The sequence below is a fragment of the Gallicola sp. Sow4_E12 genome, from assembly GCF_052116305.1.
Classification (GTDB): domain Bacteria; phylum Bacillota; class Clostridia; order Tissierellales; family Peptoniphilaceae; genus JBQKLI01.
Genome location: NZ_JBQKLI010000008.1, coordinates 16,635 through 36,659 on the forward strand (window position 1 = coordinate 16,635; position 20,025 = coordinate 36,659).

21 protein-coding genes are annotated in these 20,025 nt (G+C 37.8%); 15 read left to right on the top strand and 6 right to left on the bottom strand.

The genetic code is table 11. The features are described from left to right. The first annotated feature begins 32 nt into the window (after positions 1-32). The 10 genes from ACTQ46_RS05560 (at position 33) to ACTQ46_RS05605 (ending at position 9,303) form a co-directional block, all read left to right on the top strand. Complete coding sequence (locus ACTQ46_RS05560; protein WP_441747929.1) at positions 33-1,172, top strand: THUMP domain-containing class I SAM-dependent RNA methyltransferase; 1,140 nt, start codon at positions 33-35, stop codon at positions 1,170-1,172. 117 nt (positions 1,173-1,289) lie between these two features. Beyond that, positions 1,290-2,405, top strand: a complete 1,116-nt coding sequence (locus ACTQ46_RS05565) for a SpoIIE family protein phosphatase (protein ID WP_441747930.1) — start codon at positions 1,290-1,292, stop codon at positions 2,403-2,405. An 11-nt stretch (positions 2,406-2,416) separates the two neighbouring features. Further along, positions 2,417-3,694 carry a glucose-6-phosphate isomerase gene (locus tag ACTQ46_RS05570; RefSeq protein ID WP_441747931.1) on the top strand — a complete coding sequence of 426 codons (1,278 nt, stop codon included), beginning with the start codon at positions 2,417-2,419 and terminating at the stop codon, positions 3,692-3,694. Between the two features lie 16 nt (positions 3,695-3,710). Continuing rightward, positions 3,711-4,262 carry an AI-2E family transporter gene (locus ACTQ46_RS05575; protein WP_441747932.1) on the top strand — a complete coding sequence of 184 codons (552 nt, stop codon included), beginning with the start codon at positions 3,711-3,713 and terminating at the stop codon, positions 4,260-4,262. A gap of 76 nt (positions 4,263-4,338) precedes the next feature. Beyond that, complete coding sequence (locus tag ACTQ46_RS05580; RefSeq protein ID WP_441747933.1) at positions 4,339-5,148, top strand: histidinol-phosphatase HisJ family protein; 810 nt, start codon at positions 4,339-4,341, stop codon at positions 5,146-5,148. Positions 5,149-5,253: 105 nt separating this feature from the next. Continuing rightward, positions 5,254-6,324 (top strand): C39 family peptidase, encoded by a 1,071-nt coding sequence (locus tag ACTQ46_RS05585; protein ID WP_441747934.1) that lies wholly within the window; start codon positions 5,254-5,256, stop codon positions 6,322-6,324. 364 nt (positions 6,325-6,688) lie between these two features. After that, positions 6,689-7,405, top strand: coding sequence for a TrmH family RNA methyltransferase (locus ACTQ46_RS05590; protein WP_441747935.1), 717 nt, complete (start codon positions 6,689-6,691; stop codon positions 7,403-7,405). Continuing rightward, positions 7,398-8,072: an HAD family hydrolase gene (locus tag ACTQ46_RS05595; protein WP_441747936.1), complete on the top strand. Its 675-nt coding sequence runs from the start codon at positions 7,398-7,400 to the stop codon at positions 8,070-8,072. The genes ACTQ46_RS05590 and ACTQ46_RS05595 overlap by 8 nt, the downstream gene beginning before the upstream one ends. A gap of 65 nt (positions 8,073-8,137) precedes the next feature. Next, on the top strand, positions 8,138-8,485 hold the full coding sequence (locus tag ACTQ46_RS05600) for an encapsulin-associated ferritin-like protein (protein WP_441747937.1): 348 nt from the start codon (positions 8,138-8,140) through the stop codon (positions 8,483-8,485). Between the two features lie 26 nt (positions 8,486-8,511). After that, on the top strand, positions 8,512-9,303 hold the full coding sequence (locus ACTQ46_RS05605) for a family 1 encapsulin nanocompartment shell protein (RefSeq protein WP_441747938.1): 792 nt from the start codon (positions 8,512-8,514) through the stop codon (positions 9,301-9,303). Between the two features lie 207 nt (positions 9,304-9,510). Here the strand turns inward: ACTQ46_RS05605 and ACTQ46_RS05610 are convergent, their stop codons facing one another. From ACTQ46_RS05610 to ACTQ46_RS05625, 4 genes are all read right to left on the bottom strand, one after another. After that, entirely contained in the window at positions 9,511-10,170 is a 660-nt protein-coding gene (locus ACTQ46_RS05610) for a hypothetical protein (RefSeq protein WP_441747939.1), read from the bottom strand. Positions 10,171-10,196: 26 nt separating this feature from the next. Beyond that, on the bottom strand, positions 10,197-10,385 hold the full coding sequence (locus ACTQ46_RS05615; protein ID WP_441747940.1) for a hypothetical protein: 189 nt from the start codon (positions 10,383-10,385) through the stop codon (positions 10,197-10,199). A gap of 546 nt (positions 10,386-10,931) precedes the next feature. Next, positions 10,932-11,363 (bottom strand): DUF523 domain-containing protein, encoded by a 432-nt coding sequence (locus ACTQ46_RS05620; protein WP_441747941.1) that lies wholly within the window; start codon positions 11,361-11,363, stop codon positions 10,932-10,934. Beyond that, positions 11,347-12,024 carry a Maf family protein gene (locus tag ACTQ46_RS05625; protein ID WP_441747942.1) on the bottom strand — a complete coding sequence of 226 codons (678 nt, stop codon included), beginning with the start codon at positions 12,022-12,024 and terminating at the stop codon, positions 11,347-11,349. The genes ACTQ46_RS05620 and ACTQ46_RS05625 overlap by 17 nt, the downstream gene beginning before the upstream one ends. 91 nt (positions 12,025-12,115) lie before the next feature. Between ACTQ46_RS05625 and ACTQ46_RS05630 the strand changes: the two genes are divergently transcribed. Beyond that, a complete protein-coding gene (locus ACTQ46_RS05630) occupies positions 12,116-13,471 on the top strand; it encodes a PTS sugar transporter subunit IIA (protein ID WP_441747943.1) in 1,356 nt (451 codons plus the stop codon). Between the two features lie 93 nt (positions 13,472-13,564). Continuing rightward, positions 13,565-14,431, top strand: coding sequence for a class II fructose-1,6-bisphosphate aldolase (gene fba, locus ACTQ46_RS05635; protein WP_441747944.1), 867 nt, complete (start codon positions 13,565-13,567; stop codon positions 14,429-14,431). 546 nt (positions 14,432-14,977) lie between these two features. Here the strand turns inward: fba and tenA are convergent. Next, positions 14,978-15,634: a thiaminase II gene (tenA, locus tag ACTQ46_RS05640; RefSeq protein WP_441747945.1), complete on the bottom strand. Its 657-nt coding sequence runs from the start codon at positions 15,632-15,634 to the stop codon at positions 14,978-14,980. A gap of 291 nt (positions 15,635-15,925) precedes the next feature. Here tenA and bioB point away from each other — a divergent pair, with 291 nt between their 5' ends. Next, complete coding sequence (bioB, locus tag ACTQ46_RS05645) at positions 15,926-16,828, top strand: biotin synthase BioB (protein WP_441747946.1); 903 nt, start codon at positions 15,926-15,928, stop codon at positions 16,826-16,828. Between the two features lie 2 nt (positions 16,829-16,830). Beyond that, complete coding sequence (locus ACTQ46_RS05650) at positions 16,831-17,382, top strand: biotin transporter BioY (protein WP_441747947.1); 552 nt, start codon at positions 16,831-16,833, stop codon at positions 17,380-17,382. A gap of 406 nt (positions 17,383-17,788) precedes the next feature. Here ACTQ46_RS05650 and ACTQ46_RS05655 read toward each other — a convergent pair whose 3' ends face one another. Then, positions 17,789-18,697 (bottom strand): aromatic acid exporter family protein, encoded by a 909-nt coding sequence (locus ACTQ46_RS05655; protein ID WP_441747948.1) that lies wholly within the window; start codon positions 18,695-18,697, stop codon positions 17,789-17,791. 574 nt (positions 18,698-19,271) lie between these two features. Between ACTQ46_RS05655 and speD the strand changes: the two genes are divergently transcribed. Continuing rightward, positions 19,272-20,018: an adenosylmethionine decarboxylase gene (gene speD, locus ACTQ46_RS05660; protein WP_441747949.1), complete on the top strand. Its 747-nt coding sequence runs from the start codon at positions 19,272-19,274 to the stop codon at positions 20,016-20,018. Positions 20,019-20,025 lie beyond the last annotated feature (7 nt).

Here is a 20,025-nt window from a genome sequence, read left to right on the forward strand (position 1 = left end):
TGATATAATAAGTACAAGAGAAGAGGTGCAGCATGGAAGCAGTATTTATTGCAACAACAGTATTAGGCTTAGAGGCGATCGTAAAACGAGAGCTTATAAAATTAGGATATGAAGATATCAGTGTAAAGGACGGAAAAGTCGAGGTAAAAGCTCCGTTGGAGGATGCTGCGAAGCTCAATATTAATCTTCGCTGCGCAGAACGTGTTTTATTAAAATTCGGAGAATTTGAAGCTTTCACTTTTGATGAACTTTTCGAAAAAACGAAAGCTCTGCCATGGGGAGAGCTTTTAACGGAAGATGCATTTTTTCCAGTAGACGGCAGAAGCCATCAGTCGAAACTTTTTAGTATCTCAGACTGTCAAAGGATTGTAAAAAAAGCTATTGTGGAAAAAATGAAGCTAAGCTTTGACAGAGATTGGTTTGAAGAAGAAGGGCCGAGGTACCGCATTGAAATTTCGATGTTAAAAGATGTTGCTACGATTACAGTGGATACTTCAGGGGATGCTTTACATAAACGAGGTTATCGAGATCGTGCAGGAGATGCCCCGTTAAAAGAAACATTAGCGGCAGCAATGATAGAGCTTTCTTATTGGAATCCTTCCAGAACTCTTTACGATCCTTTCTGCGGTTCGGGAACGATTTTGATTGAAGCGGCTATGATCGGGAGAAACATCGCACCGGGGATCGACAGAGAGTTTGATGCCCAGTATTGGCCTGCTATAGGGGAGGATGTTTTTAAAAAAGAAAGAAGAGAGGCGCTAAACTGTATCGACCATTCTGTAAAACTTCATTTGCTTGGTTCGGATATCGATAAAAGGTCGATTCTTCGGGCTAGAGATAATGCAGAAAATATGGGTGTCAAAGACGACATTCAAGTTTTTATGAAAGATATGCGCGATGTTGATCTGGAAGACAACTACGGAGTTGTTGTTACCAATCCTCCTTATGGAGAAAGAATGGGAGAGTTGGGAGAAATAGAAGAATTGTACTTGGATTTCGGCAGAAAGATGAAGGATTTCGAAACTTGGTCTGTATATCTTCTTACAAGCTACGAAAGATTTGAAAAATTGTATGGAAAGAGAGCAGATCGAAAGCGGAAATTATATAATGGGCGGATAAAGGTAGACTATTATCAGTTTTATGGTCCGCGCCCGCCGAAAAAAACTGAATAGGATCGGAAGTTATTAATAGAATTTTAGGGCAGAAAAGATGACAAAATCTTTGAAAGCCCTTGTTGTCTATGTTATCATTAAGAGGATTAACAACCATTAAAGGGGGCTATTGTTATTGTGAATACTTATATCGACGAAATAAATCAAGAAATCAATTCAATACGTCCTGATTCTTATGAACTTTTGGACTCGATCGTGGATTGGGTTAGAGTTATCGATAATGAAGGAACTATTGTTTTTGCCAACAAGAGTATGATCAAGAGTCTTCAAATGGATCCGAAGGGGATGAATTGTTTTCATGAACCTTTAAAGGGAGTTCCTAAATCTGTTTATAACGGAAATCTTCCTTTTACAGGGATTGTTAAAGAAGAAAGAAGAGTGAAAAACAGAATTTATTCGATTCAAAGTTCTCCAGTGCTGGATCATCATGGGGAGATGAAGGGCAGAATAGAGGTTTTTCGAGATATTACCGGCGAAAACAATGTTAAAATAAATTTAATCAATGCGAATAGAAAGCTGTATCATAATATTTCATTTGCAAAACTTATCCAATCTCAGATTTTGCCAGCGAAGTCGGTGAAGTCTGGACTGAATATCGATTATCGATACATACCTTCTGATGAACTGTCTGGAGACTTTTTCGATATTATTCGGGTAAATGATGATCTTACAGCGATTTATATCTGCGATGTAGTGGGGCATGGAGTAGGAGCATCAATGCTTACAATGTTCGTTCAGCAGTCCATGCGATCTATTATTGTGGAGAAAAATTTATGCCAGCCGAATGAAGTTCTTAAAGACCTTCATAAAAAGTTTGAACGGCTGCAGCTGGGGGATGAAAAATATCTTACAATGTTCTACGGGCTGTATCAGAAAAGTACTAGAAAGTTTTTCTACAGTAACGCTGGCCACATTGCCCTGCCGTTGTTGATTAAAAAACATAAATGTCATAATCTCCAAGCAACAGGATTTCCGATCGCTCCTATGTTTGCGGATTTTGACTATAAAGAACAATCGATTCATTTCAACTCTGGAGAAAAAATTCTTTTATACACGGATGGAATTACAGAGACTCGAGATTTCAAAGGGGAACTTTTTGGAGACGAAAGGCTATGCGAAGCAACTAGAAAGGCAGGCAATAATCTTTTAGATAATATCATCCGCGAAGTAAATGAGTACAGATGGGGCGAACAAGAAGACGATATCGCTTTATTGCTGGTGGAAGCTCTATAAGGAGGAAGTTCATGAAAGTAGATTTTTCAAGACTGGACATGGAAAAAAGAATGGAGACTCTAAAAGGGAAATCTTTAGAAGCTCTTAAAACTTTAATAGAAGGAACGGGTCCGGGAAACGATTTTTTAGGCTGGGTGGATCAGCCTGTGGAGTATGACAAAGAAGAGTTTTCTAGAATTCTGAAAGCAGGAGAGAAAATCAGGGAACAGTCTGATATTTTAGTAGTGATCGGAATCGGCGGAAGCTATCTAGGGACAAAGGCAGTAGATTATGCATTATCCCCTTATTTTCCATCAAAAGACAATTCCCTTCAGCTAGTGTATGCCGGACACCACATCAGTTCTACGTATATGAATGAACTTATAGAGTTTTTAAAAGATAAAGAATACAGTATCAATGTTGTTTCAAAGTCTGGAACGACAACAGAGCCTTCTATTGCGTTTCGCTTCTTAAAAGAAGAAATAGAGAAAAAGTATGGCGAAGGTGCTAAAGAGCGGATTTATGCCACTACAGACAAAGAAAAAGGTGCATTGAAAGGCTTAAGCGATGAAATGGGTTATGAGACATTTGTAGTCCCGGATGATATCGGAGGACGCTATAGTGTTCTTTCTGCTGTTGGGCTATTGCCTTTAGCGGCAGCCGGCTATGATATAGAGGCCCTCATGGAAGGGGCGAGGGCTGCTAGAGAAAGGTATAAAGAACCCTCTTTCGAAAAAAATGATGCTTTAAAATATGCAACGGCTCGAAATATATTATATAAAGACGGAAAAGTCATTGAGATACTGGCGAATTACGAGCCTGCGTTAAAATATGTGGCAGAATGGTGGAAACAGCTCTTTGCAGAGTCTGAAGGAAAAGAAAATAAAGGAATATTTCCGATTTCGACAAATTTCACTACAGATCTTCATTCCGTAGGACAGATGATTCAGGAGGGGGAAAGAAATCTTTTTGAAACTGTCTTAGAAGTGGAAACACCAAGAAAAGATTTAAAGATTCCTCACGATGAAAGTGATCTTGACGGACTGAATTATCTAAGCGGAAAGAACATGAGCTATGTGAATAAAATGGCTATGGAAGGAACTACAAATGCCCATTTGGAAGGGGATGTTCCTAATATCCGTATTATTTTAGAAAAAATCGACGAAAAAGAATTAGGAGAATTAATCTATTTCTTTGAAATATCTTGTGCTGTGTCAGGATATATGCTTGGAATCAATCCGTTCAATCAGCCGGGTGTGGAAGCATACAAAACACAGATGTTTAAATTATTGGAAAAACCAGGCTACTAAAAAATGGAGAAAGCATATGGAGCAGTACAGGTCTTATCTTAAGCAAGTCTTAAAAAGAACAGGACGAAATTTTATAGATTATTTGAAAGCGCTGTTGATTTTATCGGCTATCACCTTAGTCATAACAGCCATCGGATTACGAATATTAAATGTGGAGCATTTTATACTAAAGGCTATTTTAGTTGCAGTGGTGGATTTCATACCGATACTTGGGTCGGGAGCGGTTCTTATCCCGTGGATGATCTTAAGAGTAATTACAAACGAGCTGCCCTTAGCAGCAGGGCTTGGAGTGATATTTGTAATTAATGTAGTCATCCGTCAACTAGCAGAACCTTATGTGATTGGTAAATCCTTAGGAATCAGACCGATCTTTTCAGTGGCGATTTTTCTTTTAGCATGGATTGTAGGGGGACCTGTTGGAATTGTGGCAGCAACCTTTATAGTTTTGATTTTCAAATCCGTATTAGAAGTGGCGGATGTACAGACAGATGCTAGAAAAGAAAAGATCGAAAAGAGACGACGAAGATCTCGTCGGATAGAAGAGCGCAACCGAGACGAATTTTTATAAATAATTATTGTACCTAAATCCATGAAATGAATATCCATTCTTTCATGGTTTTTTATGTGAAAAATTAGGAGGAATTATGAGTTTAATAATGGATTTGCACAATCATTGCGAATTTTCTTTCGACAGTTCCACTCCCATGGAAAAAAATATAGAAAAGGCTATAGAATTAGGCATAGATTATCTTTCTATTACGGATCATCTTGATTTATTTTATCCTCATGAAGATTATCGGAAAATGCTGGATATTGAAGGCTATTTCGCGAAGTATAATAAATTGCAGGAAAAATACAGCGGTAGGATTAAATTCCTTTCTGGTATCGAAGTGGGAATTCAGACAACGACTGCCCAAGTAAATGATGAAATTGTGAGAAGTTTTCCTTTTGATTTTGTAATAGGTTCGATTCATGAAATCAACGGAGAAGACCTGGTTACGGATTTTGTGATAGAGAAATTTAAAGATATAAAAGATTTTTATAAGTATTATTACGAAGAAACGCAAAAAGCGGTAGAGGAATCGAAAGAATTTGATGTTTTAGGCCATATCGATTATATGGATCGTTATATAGATGATATAAAGAGTATTCCAGATATCTGCGAATATAAAGAATATTTAATTCCTACTTTGAAGAATCTCATTTCCAGAAATAAGGGAATTGAAATAAATACTGCAGGACCTCGAAAGGGACTTCCTTATATGCATCCTAAAAAGCAGGTTTTAGAATGGTATAAAGAGTTGGGCGGAGAGATTATCACTATCGGAACCGATGCGCATCAAGCGAAAGATATCGGAAAAGGGGTGGAAGAAGCTGTAGAACTATTAAAAGAATGCGGCTTCGCTACAGTTTCTGTTTTTGAAAAGAGAAAAGAAAAGAAAATATTATTGTAGAAAGTTTACTTTATTTTAATATCTTTAAATTAAGACATTTCGAAAGCCCTGTCTTTATAGATAAAAACACTCGGATATAGTAAAATAAAGCTGAGGGGATGAACAATGTCAAATAATAATAGAAGAACTTATTCCGGGGAGCGTCGGAGAAGATCTTCTTCTAGCAATACTCAGGAACGAAGAAGGGCTCGAAGAGAAAGGTCTGGTTCAAGACCGAATCTTTCTGAAAGGGATTCTCTAGAGTATAGAAGAAGACAGAGAAGGCTTCGTGAAAAAAGAATAAGAGCACAAAGAAGGCGGAGAAGATTATTTCTCTTAGTTCTTGTTTTTGTTGTGTTCTTAACAGGAAGAAGTTTCATGAGTTTAATGAATAAAGAACCGAATAAAGAAGAAGTGGCAATCACAACAGTAGATTCAGGCGGAGGAATACCAGAGGGCAGCAATACAGCTCAAAGCGCAGGAACTGTTGAAAAGCCGGTATTCGGCACCTATGAGAAAAAGAACTGGATACACAATTTAAACCTTGCTGCAAAAACGAATCCCAATGCAAAGCGTATCGTGGATAATATCGATAATTTGTCTGATCCGCTGATAAAGCTTTCGGGAAATAATTTCGATGCTATAGACTTCGTGGCAAAATCCATCGATCCTGCTGTAGAGAATAAATTCCGATATCCAGAAAGTATCAACAGTGAAAAATTTCCGTATTATATCCAATGGGATGATCGTTGGGGCTATGAAAAATATGCAGGAGGAATCATCGGCTATACAGGATGTGCGCCGACGGTTATGGCAATGGCAGTAAGCGGAATTACTGGAACAAAAACAACACCAGCTGAGATGGCAAAAATAGCAGAAGAAAACGGATTTAGCAACGACAGCGGAACAGGCTGGGATTATTATCCTTTTATGGCAAAGGAATACGGTCTTCAGCTGGAAGAACTGCCTAAGGACGATAGGCAGATGAAAAAACATCTGCAAGAAGGACACCCGATTATTATATCTGTAAAGCCGGGCCAGTTTACTCAGGTAGGCCATATCATGATGCTTGTAGGAGTAGATGAGGACGGGAAATATATTATAAATGATCCCAACAATCTTCAAAACACCCAAAAACATTGGGAATACAGTGAATTCCAAGGCGATTTGAAAAAAATATGGGCATTGTACAAGTAAGAGAGGCAGGATCCTTTTTAGATCTAGGAAAAATGAAAAGAGCCTGCGGCTGTTAAACTCAACAAACTTGTATACGATAGTAAGAAAGATAGAATTAGCCGAAAGCGCATTCAAAGAATGTTCTTTCGGTTTTTTTGCTGTTTTTTTATTCCTATTATTTAAGATGTTTTCGCATTATTTTTTAAAGGAACAGCTGCTTTCCTCTATTTCTATTAAGATAGGGTCAGCAGATTAAGAGAGATTTTTAAATAACTGCAAATAATCTATAGTTTCAATGAACGGCTGCTATTGTTTTTGCGTAGAAGAGTTCTTCCTGAGGTATAATAAAGACAGTTGAAAAGACGGAAAAATGAAAGGGGCACAAATGGAAAGATTAAGAGCTTACAAAAAAGAAATGGAATATTCCTATACTTTAGGACCCTTTCCCACTTTTGAGATTATAAAAAAACGGCCGGAGCTGATTATTCGGGTGATTTTGTCGGGAGAATTTAACGAGAAAGAAAAAATGATTCATTTGCTGGATTCAAAAGCAATTCCTTATACCTTTGAAGAAAAGACATTGGAAAGAATCGGCAATAAGAAAAAGATATTTGCGGCGGCGGTGTTTAAAAAAGAAATCCCTGAGATTGAAGGGGATAATCACCTGTTATTAGAAGAGGTCAGGGATATGGGAAATCTCGGCACAATTATACGAACAATGGCCGGGTTTGGTTTTAAGGATCTTGTTTTGATAGGAAATACCTGCGATGTTTATAATCCAAAGGTGGTCCGAGGCAGTATGGGTTCCTTCTTCAGCATACGCATTTCTGCGTTTAAAACCCTTGAAGAGTATCTTGAAAAATGGCCGAATCATAATCTATACGCTTTTGTCTTAGATTATAGCAGTCGGAAATTAAACGAAACCCAATATATTATGCCCTTCACCCTTTGTTTCGGGAATGAAGGAGCAGGTCTAAGCGAAGCCTTTTCTAAAGAGGGAATACAGAAAGTTTTTATCCCTCAAACGGATGAAGTAGATTCTTTAAACTTGACTTTAGCCTGCGGTGTGGGAATGTATGAAACATGGAGGAATTATGTATAAGCTTTTTGTATTTGATTTAGATGGAACATTAGTCGATTCTTTGGGAATTATTGCAAGAACCTTTAACAGCGTGTTAAGGCGTTACGGTCTTCCTAGTATTCAAAAGGAACATTTTAATTATTTTGCAGGAGACGGACCTGCAGTTCTTGTAAGAAGAGCAATAGAATATCTGAAAAGCGAAGGCAGGATTCAGCCCGGCGAAGAAGAGTTTGTGTTCCAAGGAGTTTATCCGGACTATTTGGAAACCTATGATCAGCTGAAGGACGACCTTACAAAACCATATGCGGGAATTGAAAAAGTTCTTTGCAAATTAAAAGAAGAAAACCGTATGATTGCAATTTGTACAAATAAAAGAAAAATGGCGGCGGAAAATTTAGTAGAAAGTGTATTTTCAGCAGAGTTTGATTATATCAGCGCCTTAGAGGACGGAATTTCCAGAAAACCTGAACCGGATATGCTTAATGTTGTTATGGAAAAACTTGGAGTTTCAAAAGAGGAAGTGCTCTACTTCGGCGATACGAATACGGATATGAAAACAGGGAAAAATGCCGCTGTAGATACAGTGGGGGTAACCTGGGGTTTTAGAGAAAGAGAAGAATTGGAAGCCTTTCAGCCCCAAGCAATAATAGATCATCCTAAAGAGATTTTAAATTTTTTAGATAAATAAAAATTTATTGGGTATAAATAAATTGTTGAGTAAATAATTTATTTATAATTGAAAGGAGAATTATAATGAGTGATTATCATGAATTACCTGAATATTTAGATGAAAAGACAAGAGGTCAAGTACGAGCGTTAAATAGTTTAAAAGAAGAGATCGAAGCAGTAGACTGGTACAACCAAAGAGTTGCTGCAACAGAAGATCCTGAACTAAAACAAATTTTAGAGCATAACCGAGACGAAGAAATCGAACACTGTGCTATGCTGTTAGAATACCTAAGAAGAAACATGGATGCTTGGGATGACGAATTGAGTACTTATTTATTTACATCCGATAATATTTTGGAAGTAGAAGAAAAAGGAGAAGCTGGTGAAGAAGAGGAATCTGCCGGCGACGATTTAGGAATAGGACAATTATAGTTTAGATTTTAAGAAAGGAGATTATTATGGGATTTTTAAAGAAAAATACTGCATTAGTCGGGGAAGAATTATGGGCTGAATTAGAAGGCCGCGCAAAAGAGGTTATCAGCTCTATGACCACAACACGAAGAGTATTGCAGGTATCTGGACCAAAAGGATTAGATTATAATGCTGTAAAAGAGGGCCGTTTAGATTCTGTAAAAGAAGGAGATATCGAAGTAGGAACCTATAGAGTAAAACCTCTTATCGAAGTCCGAAGAAACTTTTCTCTGCCTCGAACTGAATTAGATAATTTTTACCGCGGCGCTAAAGATATCGAGTTGGATAATTTAGAGCAGGCTGTTCGGGAAATTACGCTTTTTGAAGAAGAAGCTGTATTGAACGGCTATGAAGAAGGAAATATACAAGGTTTGACTGCTGCGTCAGAAAAAACTTTCGAATTAGGAAAAAGCGGAGACGAGATTTTAAGAGCCATTTCAGAAGCAAAATATTCCTTAATGGATAATTATGCTGAAGGTCCTTATGATTTGGTACTTTCTCCAGAAGCCTATGACCGTTTGAATCAGATATATGAAGGTGCTCCTCTTCTTCCGATCGTAGGAAAACTTCTTGATGGCGGAGTTATACTTCGTTCTAAGTCTGTAAATGGAGCTATTATGATCCCTCATCGCCACGAAGATTTAGAATTAACAATAGGACAAGACTTTGCGATAGCTTACGACAGCTATGATGAAGAAAATGTAAACTTCTTCGTTACAGAGTCCTTTACCTTTAGAATTTTAGATGAAAGCATTATTGCAGCATTCACTGTTAAATAGCAGATAAAAAAAGAGTAAAAGAGTGAAGATATTGTAGAAAAGCGGAAAGATACCGCTTTTCTTTTTTTGGTTAAATATCTTATACTTCTTTTGTATAGGAATTACTCTACAATCAAGACAACAATTCTTTATACATAATGACAGATATGGTTTTGAGCGGTAGCGAAAAATCAACTATCCCTATGGCCTAATTCCTAGAACCTATTTTTAGTCATCCCAGTCGTCATCATCATCGTCATCATCGTCGTCATAATGGTAACTTTGAACTTGCCTTCTGTTTTGCTGAGGGGCGCGTCTTTGTGTCTGCTGGCGTCTTGGAACTGAAGGAGCAGAGGGCTGTCTTTTAATAGGTGCAGGGGCAGCTCTTCTTGAGTTGTTGTCATTCTCTTGCTTCTGTTGTGCTCTTCGCTGTTCTTGGGCTGCTTTTTCTTCAGCGGCCTTTTTTTCAGCAGCTTTCTTCTCTTCTTCTGCCCTTTTCTTTTCAGCTATCTGCTTTTCTTTCTGCTTCTTAAGTTCATTTCGTCTGTTTAAGTCATCGTTTGTTTGATAATAGAAAGCTTTTGATCCTAATTGACTTCTTTTCTCTTCTGGAGTTTTGTTCCGAGCATCTTCATCATTCCATACATAGATCGTTTCGCTCTTTACAAGATATGAATTCAAAGATTCGTTCTTATCTTTTGCTTCCTTGTATTCTTTTAAATCCCCATCCAAGAGAATGACTCCTGTTTTTTTGCTGTTCTTTTGGATTTCCGCTACTATTCTTTTTAAGATGCCCTGATCCTCTTTTGGATAAGTAGAAGAGATAATGATTTCCGATCCGGAACTGTTGTTGGAATGCTCCACAAGTATCGGGATGAAGGTTTCCATCTTTTTTCCTTCCCAATCTTTCGGGTCTATAGACCCAGAAGGATCGAGTATTTTTTGATATCTCCGTTTTTTCGTACTTCTACCTCTATAGGGGATTGGGAAGAACCGACAGATACTGCGGCATAAGTTGTATCCCCAAACAAGCTTAAGTATAGAACAGATCCCATCATTAAAACGGCTAAAAAGAGGGCGGCCCCTTTCAAAATATTTTTCATCTTACTTCTCCTTTCAGTATTATAATAAGAAATAAATTTCCGAAAGGGAGTGTTTGGTTTCAAAAAAATATTTTCCCTTTCACTATAATATACAAAGGAGAACTCATTTTTCGGTACCAATTTTAAAAAAAGTGTGAGAATGGGGAGAGCTTAAAAAAAGAGTGAAAGAGGGGAGAGGGGAGTTAATGAAGAAACATGGAACGTGTTTCTTTGGTAGAATAAGTGCATATTTTTTGGTCTTATTTGGATATCGAAATATGAGTTTCTTTAGAAAGTATTATTTAAATTAAAGATTGAAATCTTATATAATAACATTTCCAATAATCCATCAATAAAATTTGTAAAACAACTATAGTCTCCAAACCAAATATCGAATTTCTATAATATATGTTTTAAAATCTAGAAAAGAAAAACGGTGTATTTCCGCTTTTCTACCATAACTCCACTCTATTTTTATACTCTACTCTTTTTCTGGCCGCCCTTGAGCGTGCCGCCTAGGTTGCGAAGCAATCCTGCCTAAAGCCTGAGTCCCGACAGGGATACCGCCTATCTCTCCCCTCTACCACACTTCTTTTCTGTAAAGATTTCTATCCCTTCTTTTTCTAAAAGTTCCGCAGTTTTTCCCATGCCCTCTATAACTGTTGCGCTGAAGCTTCCGTCGTAGATCTCTCCATAGCCGCAGGAGGGGCTTCGTTGTTTTAATACTGCTATATGAATATCATGTTCTTTTGCATATTCAAGAGCTTTTTCTGCGCCTTTTAGGAAAAACTCTGTATAATCCTTATTGTCTTTTCCGATGACTTTTCCTTTTATGATTTCGCAGGGAATTCTCGGGGTAGAAAGTCCTCCTTCTACCTCAGGGCAGAAGGGAAAGACCTCATGTTTTTCCTGCAGCTGGGCGATTGTTTCGTTGAAATTATTTCCTCCGTTATATTTGCAGTTTTCTCCTAATAGACAAGCGCTAACAAGAATTTTCATGAAAAAGCCCTCCTAAAGACTGATAAATTTCGCCTAATGGAAATCCTACAATCGTGTTGTAATCGCCCCAGATCCATTCTACGAAGAGTCCTGCTTCTTCTTGGATTCCATAAGCTCCGGCCTTGTCTTGGGCCTTGCCTTCCTTAACATATCTCTTTGCAGTATCCAGAAGTACTCCCTCTAGTTTTCGGAATTTTACAGCGGAGGAAAGATAAAAGTTATCATAGTTTTCTTTGTTTTTATACAGGCAGACTCCCGTTGTCACGTAATGAATGCGGCCGGATAATGAAAGAAGCATTTTCAAAGCTTCTTTCTGATTTTTAGGCTTGCCTAAGATTTGGTCTTCTAAAAGCACTGTAGTATCTGCAGTAATAAGAATTTCTTCTTCTTTCACAGGAATTGTTTCGGCTTTTGCCCTTGCGAGAAGTGCTGTTGCTATAGAGTTTTTTACGAGAGGATCTTTTTCATCGATTGAGGTCTGAAGTTCTTTTAAAATGGTATCTTCTTCCAGGGAAGGAGAGGTGCAGCGGACAGGTTCTTTTAGTTGTGATATCATTTGAATCCTGCGGGGGGACGAACTCCCCAAATGAATTTTCTCGTTTCCTGAAAAGATAAGACTTTTATTTAAATAACAAGTTTTGATTCGTTCTTCTATATTCATAATAACCTCCTGATTTTATTATAACCAATGAAGACTTATTTTTCTTTTCGAACTTTGATGTTCTTTATAGTAGAATAGAAGGAGGTAGAAAATGATTCGAAGAAAGGGAGTGATCCAGATGGAAATGAAAGAGCTGCTGCGGGAAGATTTAATGATATTAGAATTAAAGACGGACACAGAAGAAGCTGTCCTTGATGAAATGATCGAGAGACTTCATGAAAGAGAGGTCTTAAACGATCGTGAAAAATTTAAGGGAGAGATTTTGAAGGAAGAGCGTCAGGAATCTACAGGAATCGGAAACGGAGTTGCCATTCCTTATGCAAAGACAAATGCCGTATTGGAGCCGGCGGTGCTTTTTGCAAGAAGTTCCCAAGGGATTGACTTTGATTCTGTAGACGACATGCCTGTTTATCTTTTTTTTATGACAGCTTGTCCCGAGGGTTCGGAAGCGGAATATATCCATCCGCTGACAGATCTTTATAATTTATTATTAATCGACGGCTTTATCGACCGCTTAAGAAGAGCAGAAGATGCGGATGAAATATATGATTTGATTGATAGAGGACTTACAGGAGAGTTTGGCGAGCTTGGAGAGATGGAGCCGATAGAATATCATCCGTTTATAGCTGTAGTTACTTCTTCAAATAAAGGATCCAACTATGCGGATTTAGCTGTAGAGGCTTTTAGCGAAGCTGCAGAAGACTTAAATGTGGCGATTAAAGTAGAAGTTGATCATGAAGATGGAGTTGAAAATCCTTTAACAGAGAATGATATCGACCGGGCTTCTGGAATTATTATTGCCAGCGAGATGAAGATGAACCTTGAGCGGTTTCGAGGAAAGCATATTATAAAAGTTCCTGTTTCAGAAGGGATAAGACAGCCCCAAGCCTTAATCAATCGAATACTGGATCATATTCCCCAAGAGTTAAAAGAGGATGATGATCGGGAAAGAAAGCCGGGAAAAGAAAAAATGGGCAAACAGAAAGTCCGTTTTCTTGAAACCCTGCCCATAAGCATTTATACGTTTATCTCTTTTTTCATAGCAGGACTGGTCCTGTATGGAGTATCACTTCTTTTGCAGGGGAATTTCGGAGACAGCTACGTATATTTCTTCGCTAACACTTTAGGAAAAAGAATCCTGCAGTTTTTTATTATACTATTATCTGGTTTTATTGCATTAAAATCTGGTATCGATTCTGCCTGGCTGCCGGGTATGATCGCAGGATTTATTGCATTGCATATAAATAATGCAGTCATGACGGTTCTCGGCGGGGTTCTTGGAGGGGTGATGACCGGTTATCTCTATATCATTCTTCAGAAGCTATTGTCATTTCTTCCGGAAGAAATGGAAGATGCTGCTGAAACGATACTGCTGCCTTTATTTGGTCTTCTTTTAATCGGGGTTTTCATGATTGGCATAGTGCTTCCGATCTTGAATTCTTTTTAAGACGGTGTTAAAAATAGGAGAAATACAATAAGTACGGGTTTTATGATATAATTAATTATGAATTCATATTACATAATTAATAGGAGGGGTATCATGTTAGTTGCAGCGGATAAAATGTTAAAAGATGCATTAGAAGGAAAATATGCCATAGGCCAGTTTAATATCAACAATTTAGAGTGGACAAAAGCGATTCTACAAGCAGCAGAAGAAACAAAATCACCTGTTATTTTGGGAGTTTCAGAAGGTGCCGGCAAGTATATGACTGGATTTAAAACAGTTGTCAAAATGGTCGAAGGAATGGTGGAAGAAATGGGTATTACTGTACCTGTAGCGATTCACTTAGATCACGGTTCTTATGATGGAGCCTTAAAAGCAATCGACGCAGGATTTACTTCTGTAATGTTCGACGGTTCCCACTATCCTATCGAAGAAAATATAGAAAAAACAAAAGAAATCGTTGAAATCTCACACAGCAAAGGCATTTCAGTAGAAGCTGAAGTCGGAGCGATCGGAGGAGAAGAAGACGGAGTTGTAGGAAGCGGAGAAATCGCAGATCCTGAAGAATGTAAAAGAATTGCAGATCTTGGAATCGACTTCTTAGCAGCAGGTATTGGAAATATCCATGGTGTTTATCCAGAAAACTGGCAAGGACTAAACTTGGAAGTTTTAGCTGAGATTCAAAAGAAAGTCGGCGGAATGCCTCTAGTTCTTCATGGAGGAACAGGAATTCCAGACGATATGATAAAAGAGTCTATCGGACTTGGTGTTTCTAAGATCAATGTAAACACAGAATGCCAGCTTGTCTTTGCAGAAGCCACAAGAAAATATATCGAAGAAGGCAAAGACAGAGAAGGTAAAGGATTTGACCCTAGAAAACTATTAAAACCAGGAACAGATGCAGTAGTAAAACTTGTAAAAGAAAAAATGGACCTTTTCGGATCCAGCGGAAAAGCAGAATAAGAGTATTTAAAAAGCAGCTTGCATAGGCAAGCTGCTTTTTTTGCGGGTAATCTAAATTTTGAATACAGAATACCATGAGGGAAAAGAAGAGTGGCCGATCATTTCTAGCCAAGAACGGAAAAACCGTTATTGGGAAATGAGTGGCATGAGACCTGCAACCAAATCAAAATACCTGATTTGGGCTAGGGCTTCAGAGTGTGAAAGAGGGGAGAGCTTAAAAAAAGAGTGGAGAGTGAAAGAGTTGAGTTATAGTAGAAAAACGGAATAGCACCGCTTTTCTTTTTTTCAATTGTAGAGTAATAATATGATCTAATTTCTGGAGGTTTCTTCATGGATTCATGAATATTTTGATAGTTAATAAAATCCAAAAAATATGTACTTATATGACTAAAGAAGCATGTTTCATGTTTCTTCATTATCTTCACTCTCCACTCTCCTACTCTTCCACTCTTTTTTATACTCTACTTTTTTCCCGGCCGCCCTTGGGCGTGCCGTCTAGGTTGCGAAGCAAGCTGCCTAGAGTCTGGAGCCCGACAGGGATCCCGCCTATCTCTTTATAGCCATTTCCCAAAACTGCATTTCATAAATACTGCAGTTTCTAAAGATTCTATGGGCTTTTTCTAGCTGTTTTTTCGAAACTTCTTTTGCCAGTTCATTTGCTCTTTGTACAAGACCTTCTTTTAAGGATCTAAACTCGTCGCTGATATAAGAACTGATCCATTGTCCGTAGAATTCGTGTTCTTTTGCTTTCGGATCTTTTCCGTTGATTTTTTCTGCAATATAATGATAGCTCCATACACAGGATAGAATAGCCATTAGAATATCGAAATAATCTCCTTCGTATCCGCAGTAAAGCATATACTTCGTATAGCTTGTGTTGTCGATGTGAACTGGAGTGTTTTCGATTTCGTCTTCGGATATACCGATTCTTTCCATATATTTTTTATGGACATTTTCAACTTCCCATAAAACACCTGCGATGGATCCGGACATTAAGTTTTGATCCTCGAAGCTGTCGCATTTTACAAGGCCTAAGGAAAAAACTTTTACATAATCAAAAAGATAGATATAGTCTTGGATCATATAGTATCTGAAATGATCGATGTTCAAGTCTCCTTCGGCTATTCCTTTTACAAAGGGATGTTTTAAATACCCTTCCCATAAATCAAGGTTTTGTTCTAGCAATTCATCTGTAAATTTCATCCTGCCTCCTAAAGTTTTTTTAATAAAAAAGGAGTCCAAAACCTGATGGTTATGACTCAACTTTAAAAAGAGGCAAAAAGTCCTCTCGATTATGATTCCTACGCTGGCATTATCCAAACAGGTTCTTGGGTCGATCTCAACGATCCTCTCAGCAAAAAGCTCCCCATATTTTATTACTTATACTATAGCACAAGTAAAATATTTCGTCTAACGGATTAAGTAAACTGAAATAAAATATAAGTTGACAATAAAATAAAATGATTTTATACTAGAGAAGTTGGAGGTGCTAGTATGAATTACAATGTAGAACTCTTTGTCCATAGAGATTTAGAATCGCTTATGGAAAAGGGGAGAGAAATCAGAGGAAAATATTCAGGGAATAAAATCGACTTGTGTTCCATCCTAAGCGGAAAAACAGGAGGTTGCAGTGAAGATTGTGCTTTCTGTGCTCAATCTGTACATAGAAAAGGATGCATTGAAGAGACGGATTTGATTTCGAAAGAATCCCTATTTGATTATTGCAGCGAAATGGAAGGCAATGTAGACCGTTTTTCCATCGTGACTTCAGGAAGAACGATGGATGAAGATTTCGAAGAACTTGCCTCTTTTTATAAAGCGCTAGATGAAAAATACAGTTTTAACCTTTGTGCTTCCCATGGGTTTTTAACCCAAGAGCAGCTGAAAGAACTGAAAGACAGCGGGGTGAAAAGGTATCATTGCAATATAGAAACCTCCGAGTCTTACTTTCCAGAAATCTGCAGTACTCATGACTATAATGAAAAGATTGACATGATTCAAAAAGCCAAAGAGGCAGGTTTAGAAATTTGTTCCGGAGGAATTATCGGTATGGGTGAAAGTTTCGAAGACCGATGGGAGATGGCAATGACTTTAAAAGAGCTGAAAGTAGATTCCGTACCGATTAATGTGTTATTGCCTCAAAAGGGAACAGCCCTTGAAAATCAAAAAGTGTTGGAAAAAGAAGAGATCCTTCGTACCCTTCTTATGTTTCGTTTCCTTCTGCCGGAATCATCTATCCGATTAGCAGCGGGAAGAGGTCTCTATCCGGATTTTGAAAAGGAAATTCTCGACACAGGAATCGATGCCTTAATGACGGGAAATCTTCTTACAACGACAGGAAGCGATTTGAACAGAGATCAAGAACAATTAGATCTATTAGGATATGAAAGGATATAAAAATGAAAAACATGAATACCGTAGAAATTACAAAAATAGGGTTGGTAGCAGCTGTATTATGTATTATAGCGCCTTTATCCATACCCATAGGACCTGTGCCGATTTCTTTTACGAATTTTATTATTTATGTGGCAATATTTGCTATTGGCAGCAGGAGAGGACTCGTTTCTTATCTTGTCTATCTTTTGATCGGCCTTGTGGGTTTGCCGGTATTTTCCGGATTTAGCGGAGGACCAGGGAAATTGTTCGGCCCCACTGGAGGATATTTATTTGGATTTATTTTTATCTTTTTAATCAGCGGGTATTTTATTGAGAAGAATTACAAGGATAAGAAAAATACGATACTCGCGATGATAATAGGAACGGTTGTCTGTTATTTCTTTGGAACTATCTGGCTGAATATTCAAACAGGCATGGGACTTTCTCAAGCCTTTATGGCAGGAGTGATTCCTTTTATTCCTGGAGACCTTGTGAAAATAGCAGTCGCAGCCTTCGCCGGAGAAAAAATCCGAGAAGCCTTAATCCAAAACAAACTGTATGGGATTAAAGAATAGGCGGGATCCCTATCGGGACCCAGGCTCTAGGCAGGATTGCTTCGCAACCTAGGCGGCATTAAAAAAGAGTGAAAGAGTTAAAGAGTGGTAGAGTGGAGTAAAGGTAGAAAAGCGGGAATACCCCGCTTTCCTTTTTTAGATTATAAAACTAGTATTTTAGAAATTCGATATTTGGATTGGATACTATAGTTGTTTTACAAATTTTGCTGGTGGGGTATTGTATATATTGAAATATAAGATATTTTGATCTTGAGTTCTCGAGCCTTGTTTTTCAGAAGCTACTATTTTGATATTTGAATAAGGTCAAGAAAGGAGCACTTATACTACCAAAGAAACACGTTCCATGTTTCTTCAACAACTCCCCACTCCCCTCTATCACATTCCCCACTTTTTTTTAATAGCTTTTTTATTTCACCGAACTCTCGATTTCTTTTAGCCGTTTTTCTATGGAACGGGAGGTGCTGATGATTCTTGAGATGGTGAAGTTGAATATTTTTTCGTAATCCTTGTCTTTGTCGTCGTAGCGCTGCTGGATATCCCGGTCAAGCAGTTCTTCGAGGGCTTTTTTGTTTTTATCCGTTAAAGGGACGATATGCTTTTTATCGATCAGCTGGGTAATTAGGCTGAAGAGGATATAGAACAAGGTATTGATTTCCCAGATTTCCGTTTCTTTAACTCTGTTTTGGATAAAGCGTTTATCTTCTTCTATGGTTAAAGTTTCGTTGGTAATCGAGTTTAGTTCTGCGATTAAAGGAGAAATATGCACATCTCCTTCTTTTTCCAAAAGTTCTCCTAGTTTTTTTATAAACTCTTGTAAAATACTTCGATAATATTCTACGAGTATGACTTCTCTTCTCGGAGGAAGGATCAGATAATTGATTAAAAATCCAGTAGCTACCCCTACAAAGGTATCGATGATCTTAGATACGGAAAAAAGAATATAAGCCTCGTGGCTTGCGGGATTAAAGAGCATTATCGATATCGTTACAATCCCGGCAGTGATAATGGACTCCTGCCATTTTAATAAAATAAAAAGCTGTACAAGAAGAACGATAGCAAGTCCGATAGCAAAACTGTTTGTAAAGCCTGCGAATTGAAAAAGGCAGGCTATAACAGCACCAAGCACTGTTGCAGTCATACGAAAAAGAGCTATTTTAAAGGAACTGGAGATAGAATCATTGACAGTCATCAAGGCGGAAATTCCGGATAGAAAAGGAGCTTCTAAATGAAAAAAATTGGCAATGGCCAGCGATACCGCCACAGCTAAACCTGTTTTCACAGTTCGTATACTGGGTCTATATATAGAAAATTTCATGAATTTCCTCCTTCTCCTGATTTAATAAGATAATATATATAAAAGAAATGCCTTGGAAGTCCGATTAGAGCTGAGGATTCGATAGATGTCGGCTTTTCTAAGCCGCATAGGGGTTCTGTCTCTTTTTCTAGCCATAGTAAGATGCGGCATCTAGCTGTTAAATCAGCCAATTTGAGATTAGTAAATTCTGTTTTTTTCAAATAAAAAAACACGTTCTATGTTGCTTCATTAACTCCCCGCTCTCCTCTTTCACCCTTCCCATTTCTTCTCAGCCGTTTTATATATCATAACAAAGGGTAGTTATTATTACAAAGAACCTTTCACCCAAGCTTTGTTCTTGAAAAATTCTGTTATACAATTAGAGAAAATTATTATATAATATTTCTGCTATAAAAGGAAAAGCAGAGATGTTTTCAGATGAGAAGTCCATGGGGCTGGATCTTTTGCCCTAAGTAAAGGAATAGTTTTAAATAAAAGATCGCTGTGTGCTGTTCTTGTAAGAGGATTTCTCGAGATATAGAAGAATTCTGCACAAGAGAGAGATCTCTTGTGCTTTTTTAAATGGAGGAGATTTATGGATAAATTAAAATTATACGGGTTTAACAATTTAACAAAATCTCTTAGTTTTAATATATACGATATTTGTTATGCGAAAACAGAGAAACAACGCCAGCAGTATGTGGAATATATTGATGAGGAATACAGTTCAGCTAGAATTACTGCGATTATAAAAAAAATAGTCGATATGATCGGTGCGGAAATACTGAATGTATCCAGCCAAGACTATGACCCTCAGGGAGCCTCTGTAGCTGTGCTGATCGCGGAAAATAGAAGAAAGACCTCTGAAATACTAGCTCACTTGGATAAAAGCCATGTTACGGTACATACTTATCCCGAGTTTCATCCGGATAGTTCCATCGCGACGTTTAGAGTTGATATCGATGTAGCTACCTGCGGGGAGATTTCTCCTCTATCCACTCTAGATTATTTGATCGATTCTTTCGATTCGGATATTATAACGATGGATTATCGGGTAAGAGGATTTACAAGGAATCTGGAAGGGGAGAAGATCTTTATAGATCACCCTATAGACTCTATCCAAGACTATATAGAAGAAGAAACTTTAAACCGCTATGAGGTCTATGATATTAATGTAGATCAAGCGAATCTTTTCCATACGAAGATGAAGCTAAAGGAAATTATATTAGAAGATTATCTTTTTCACTTGGAAGAAGAGCTGGATGAGGAAGAAAAAGAAGAGATTACAGAAAGTATCCGCCAAGAGATGATGGAGATCTTTCACGGCAAAAACTTATACTAGGATGTGA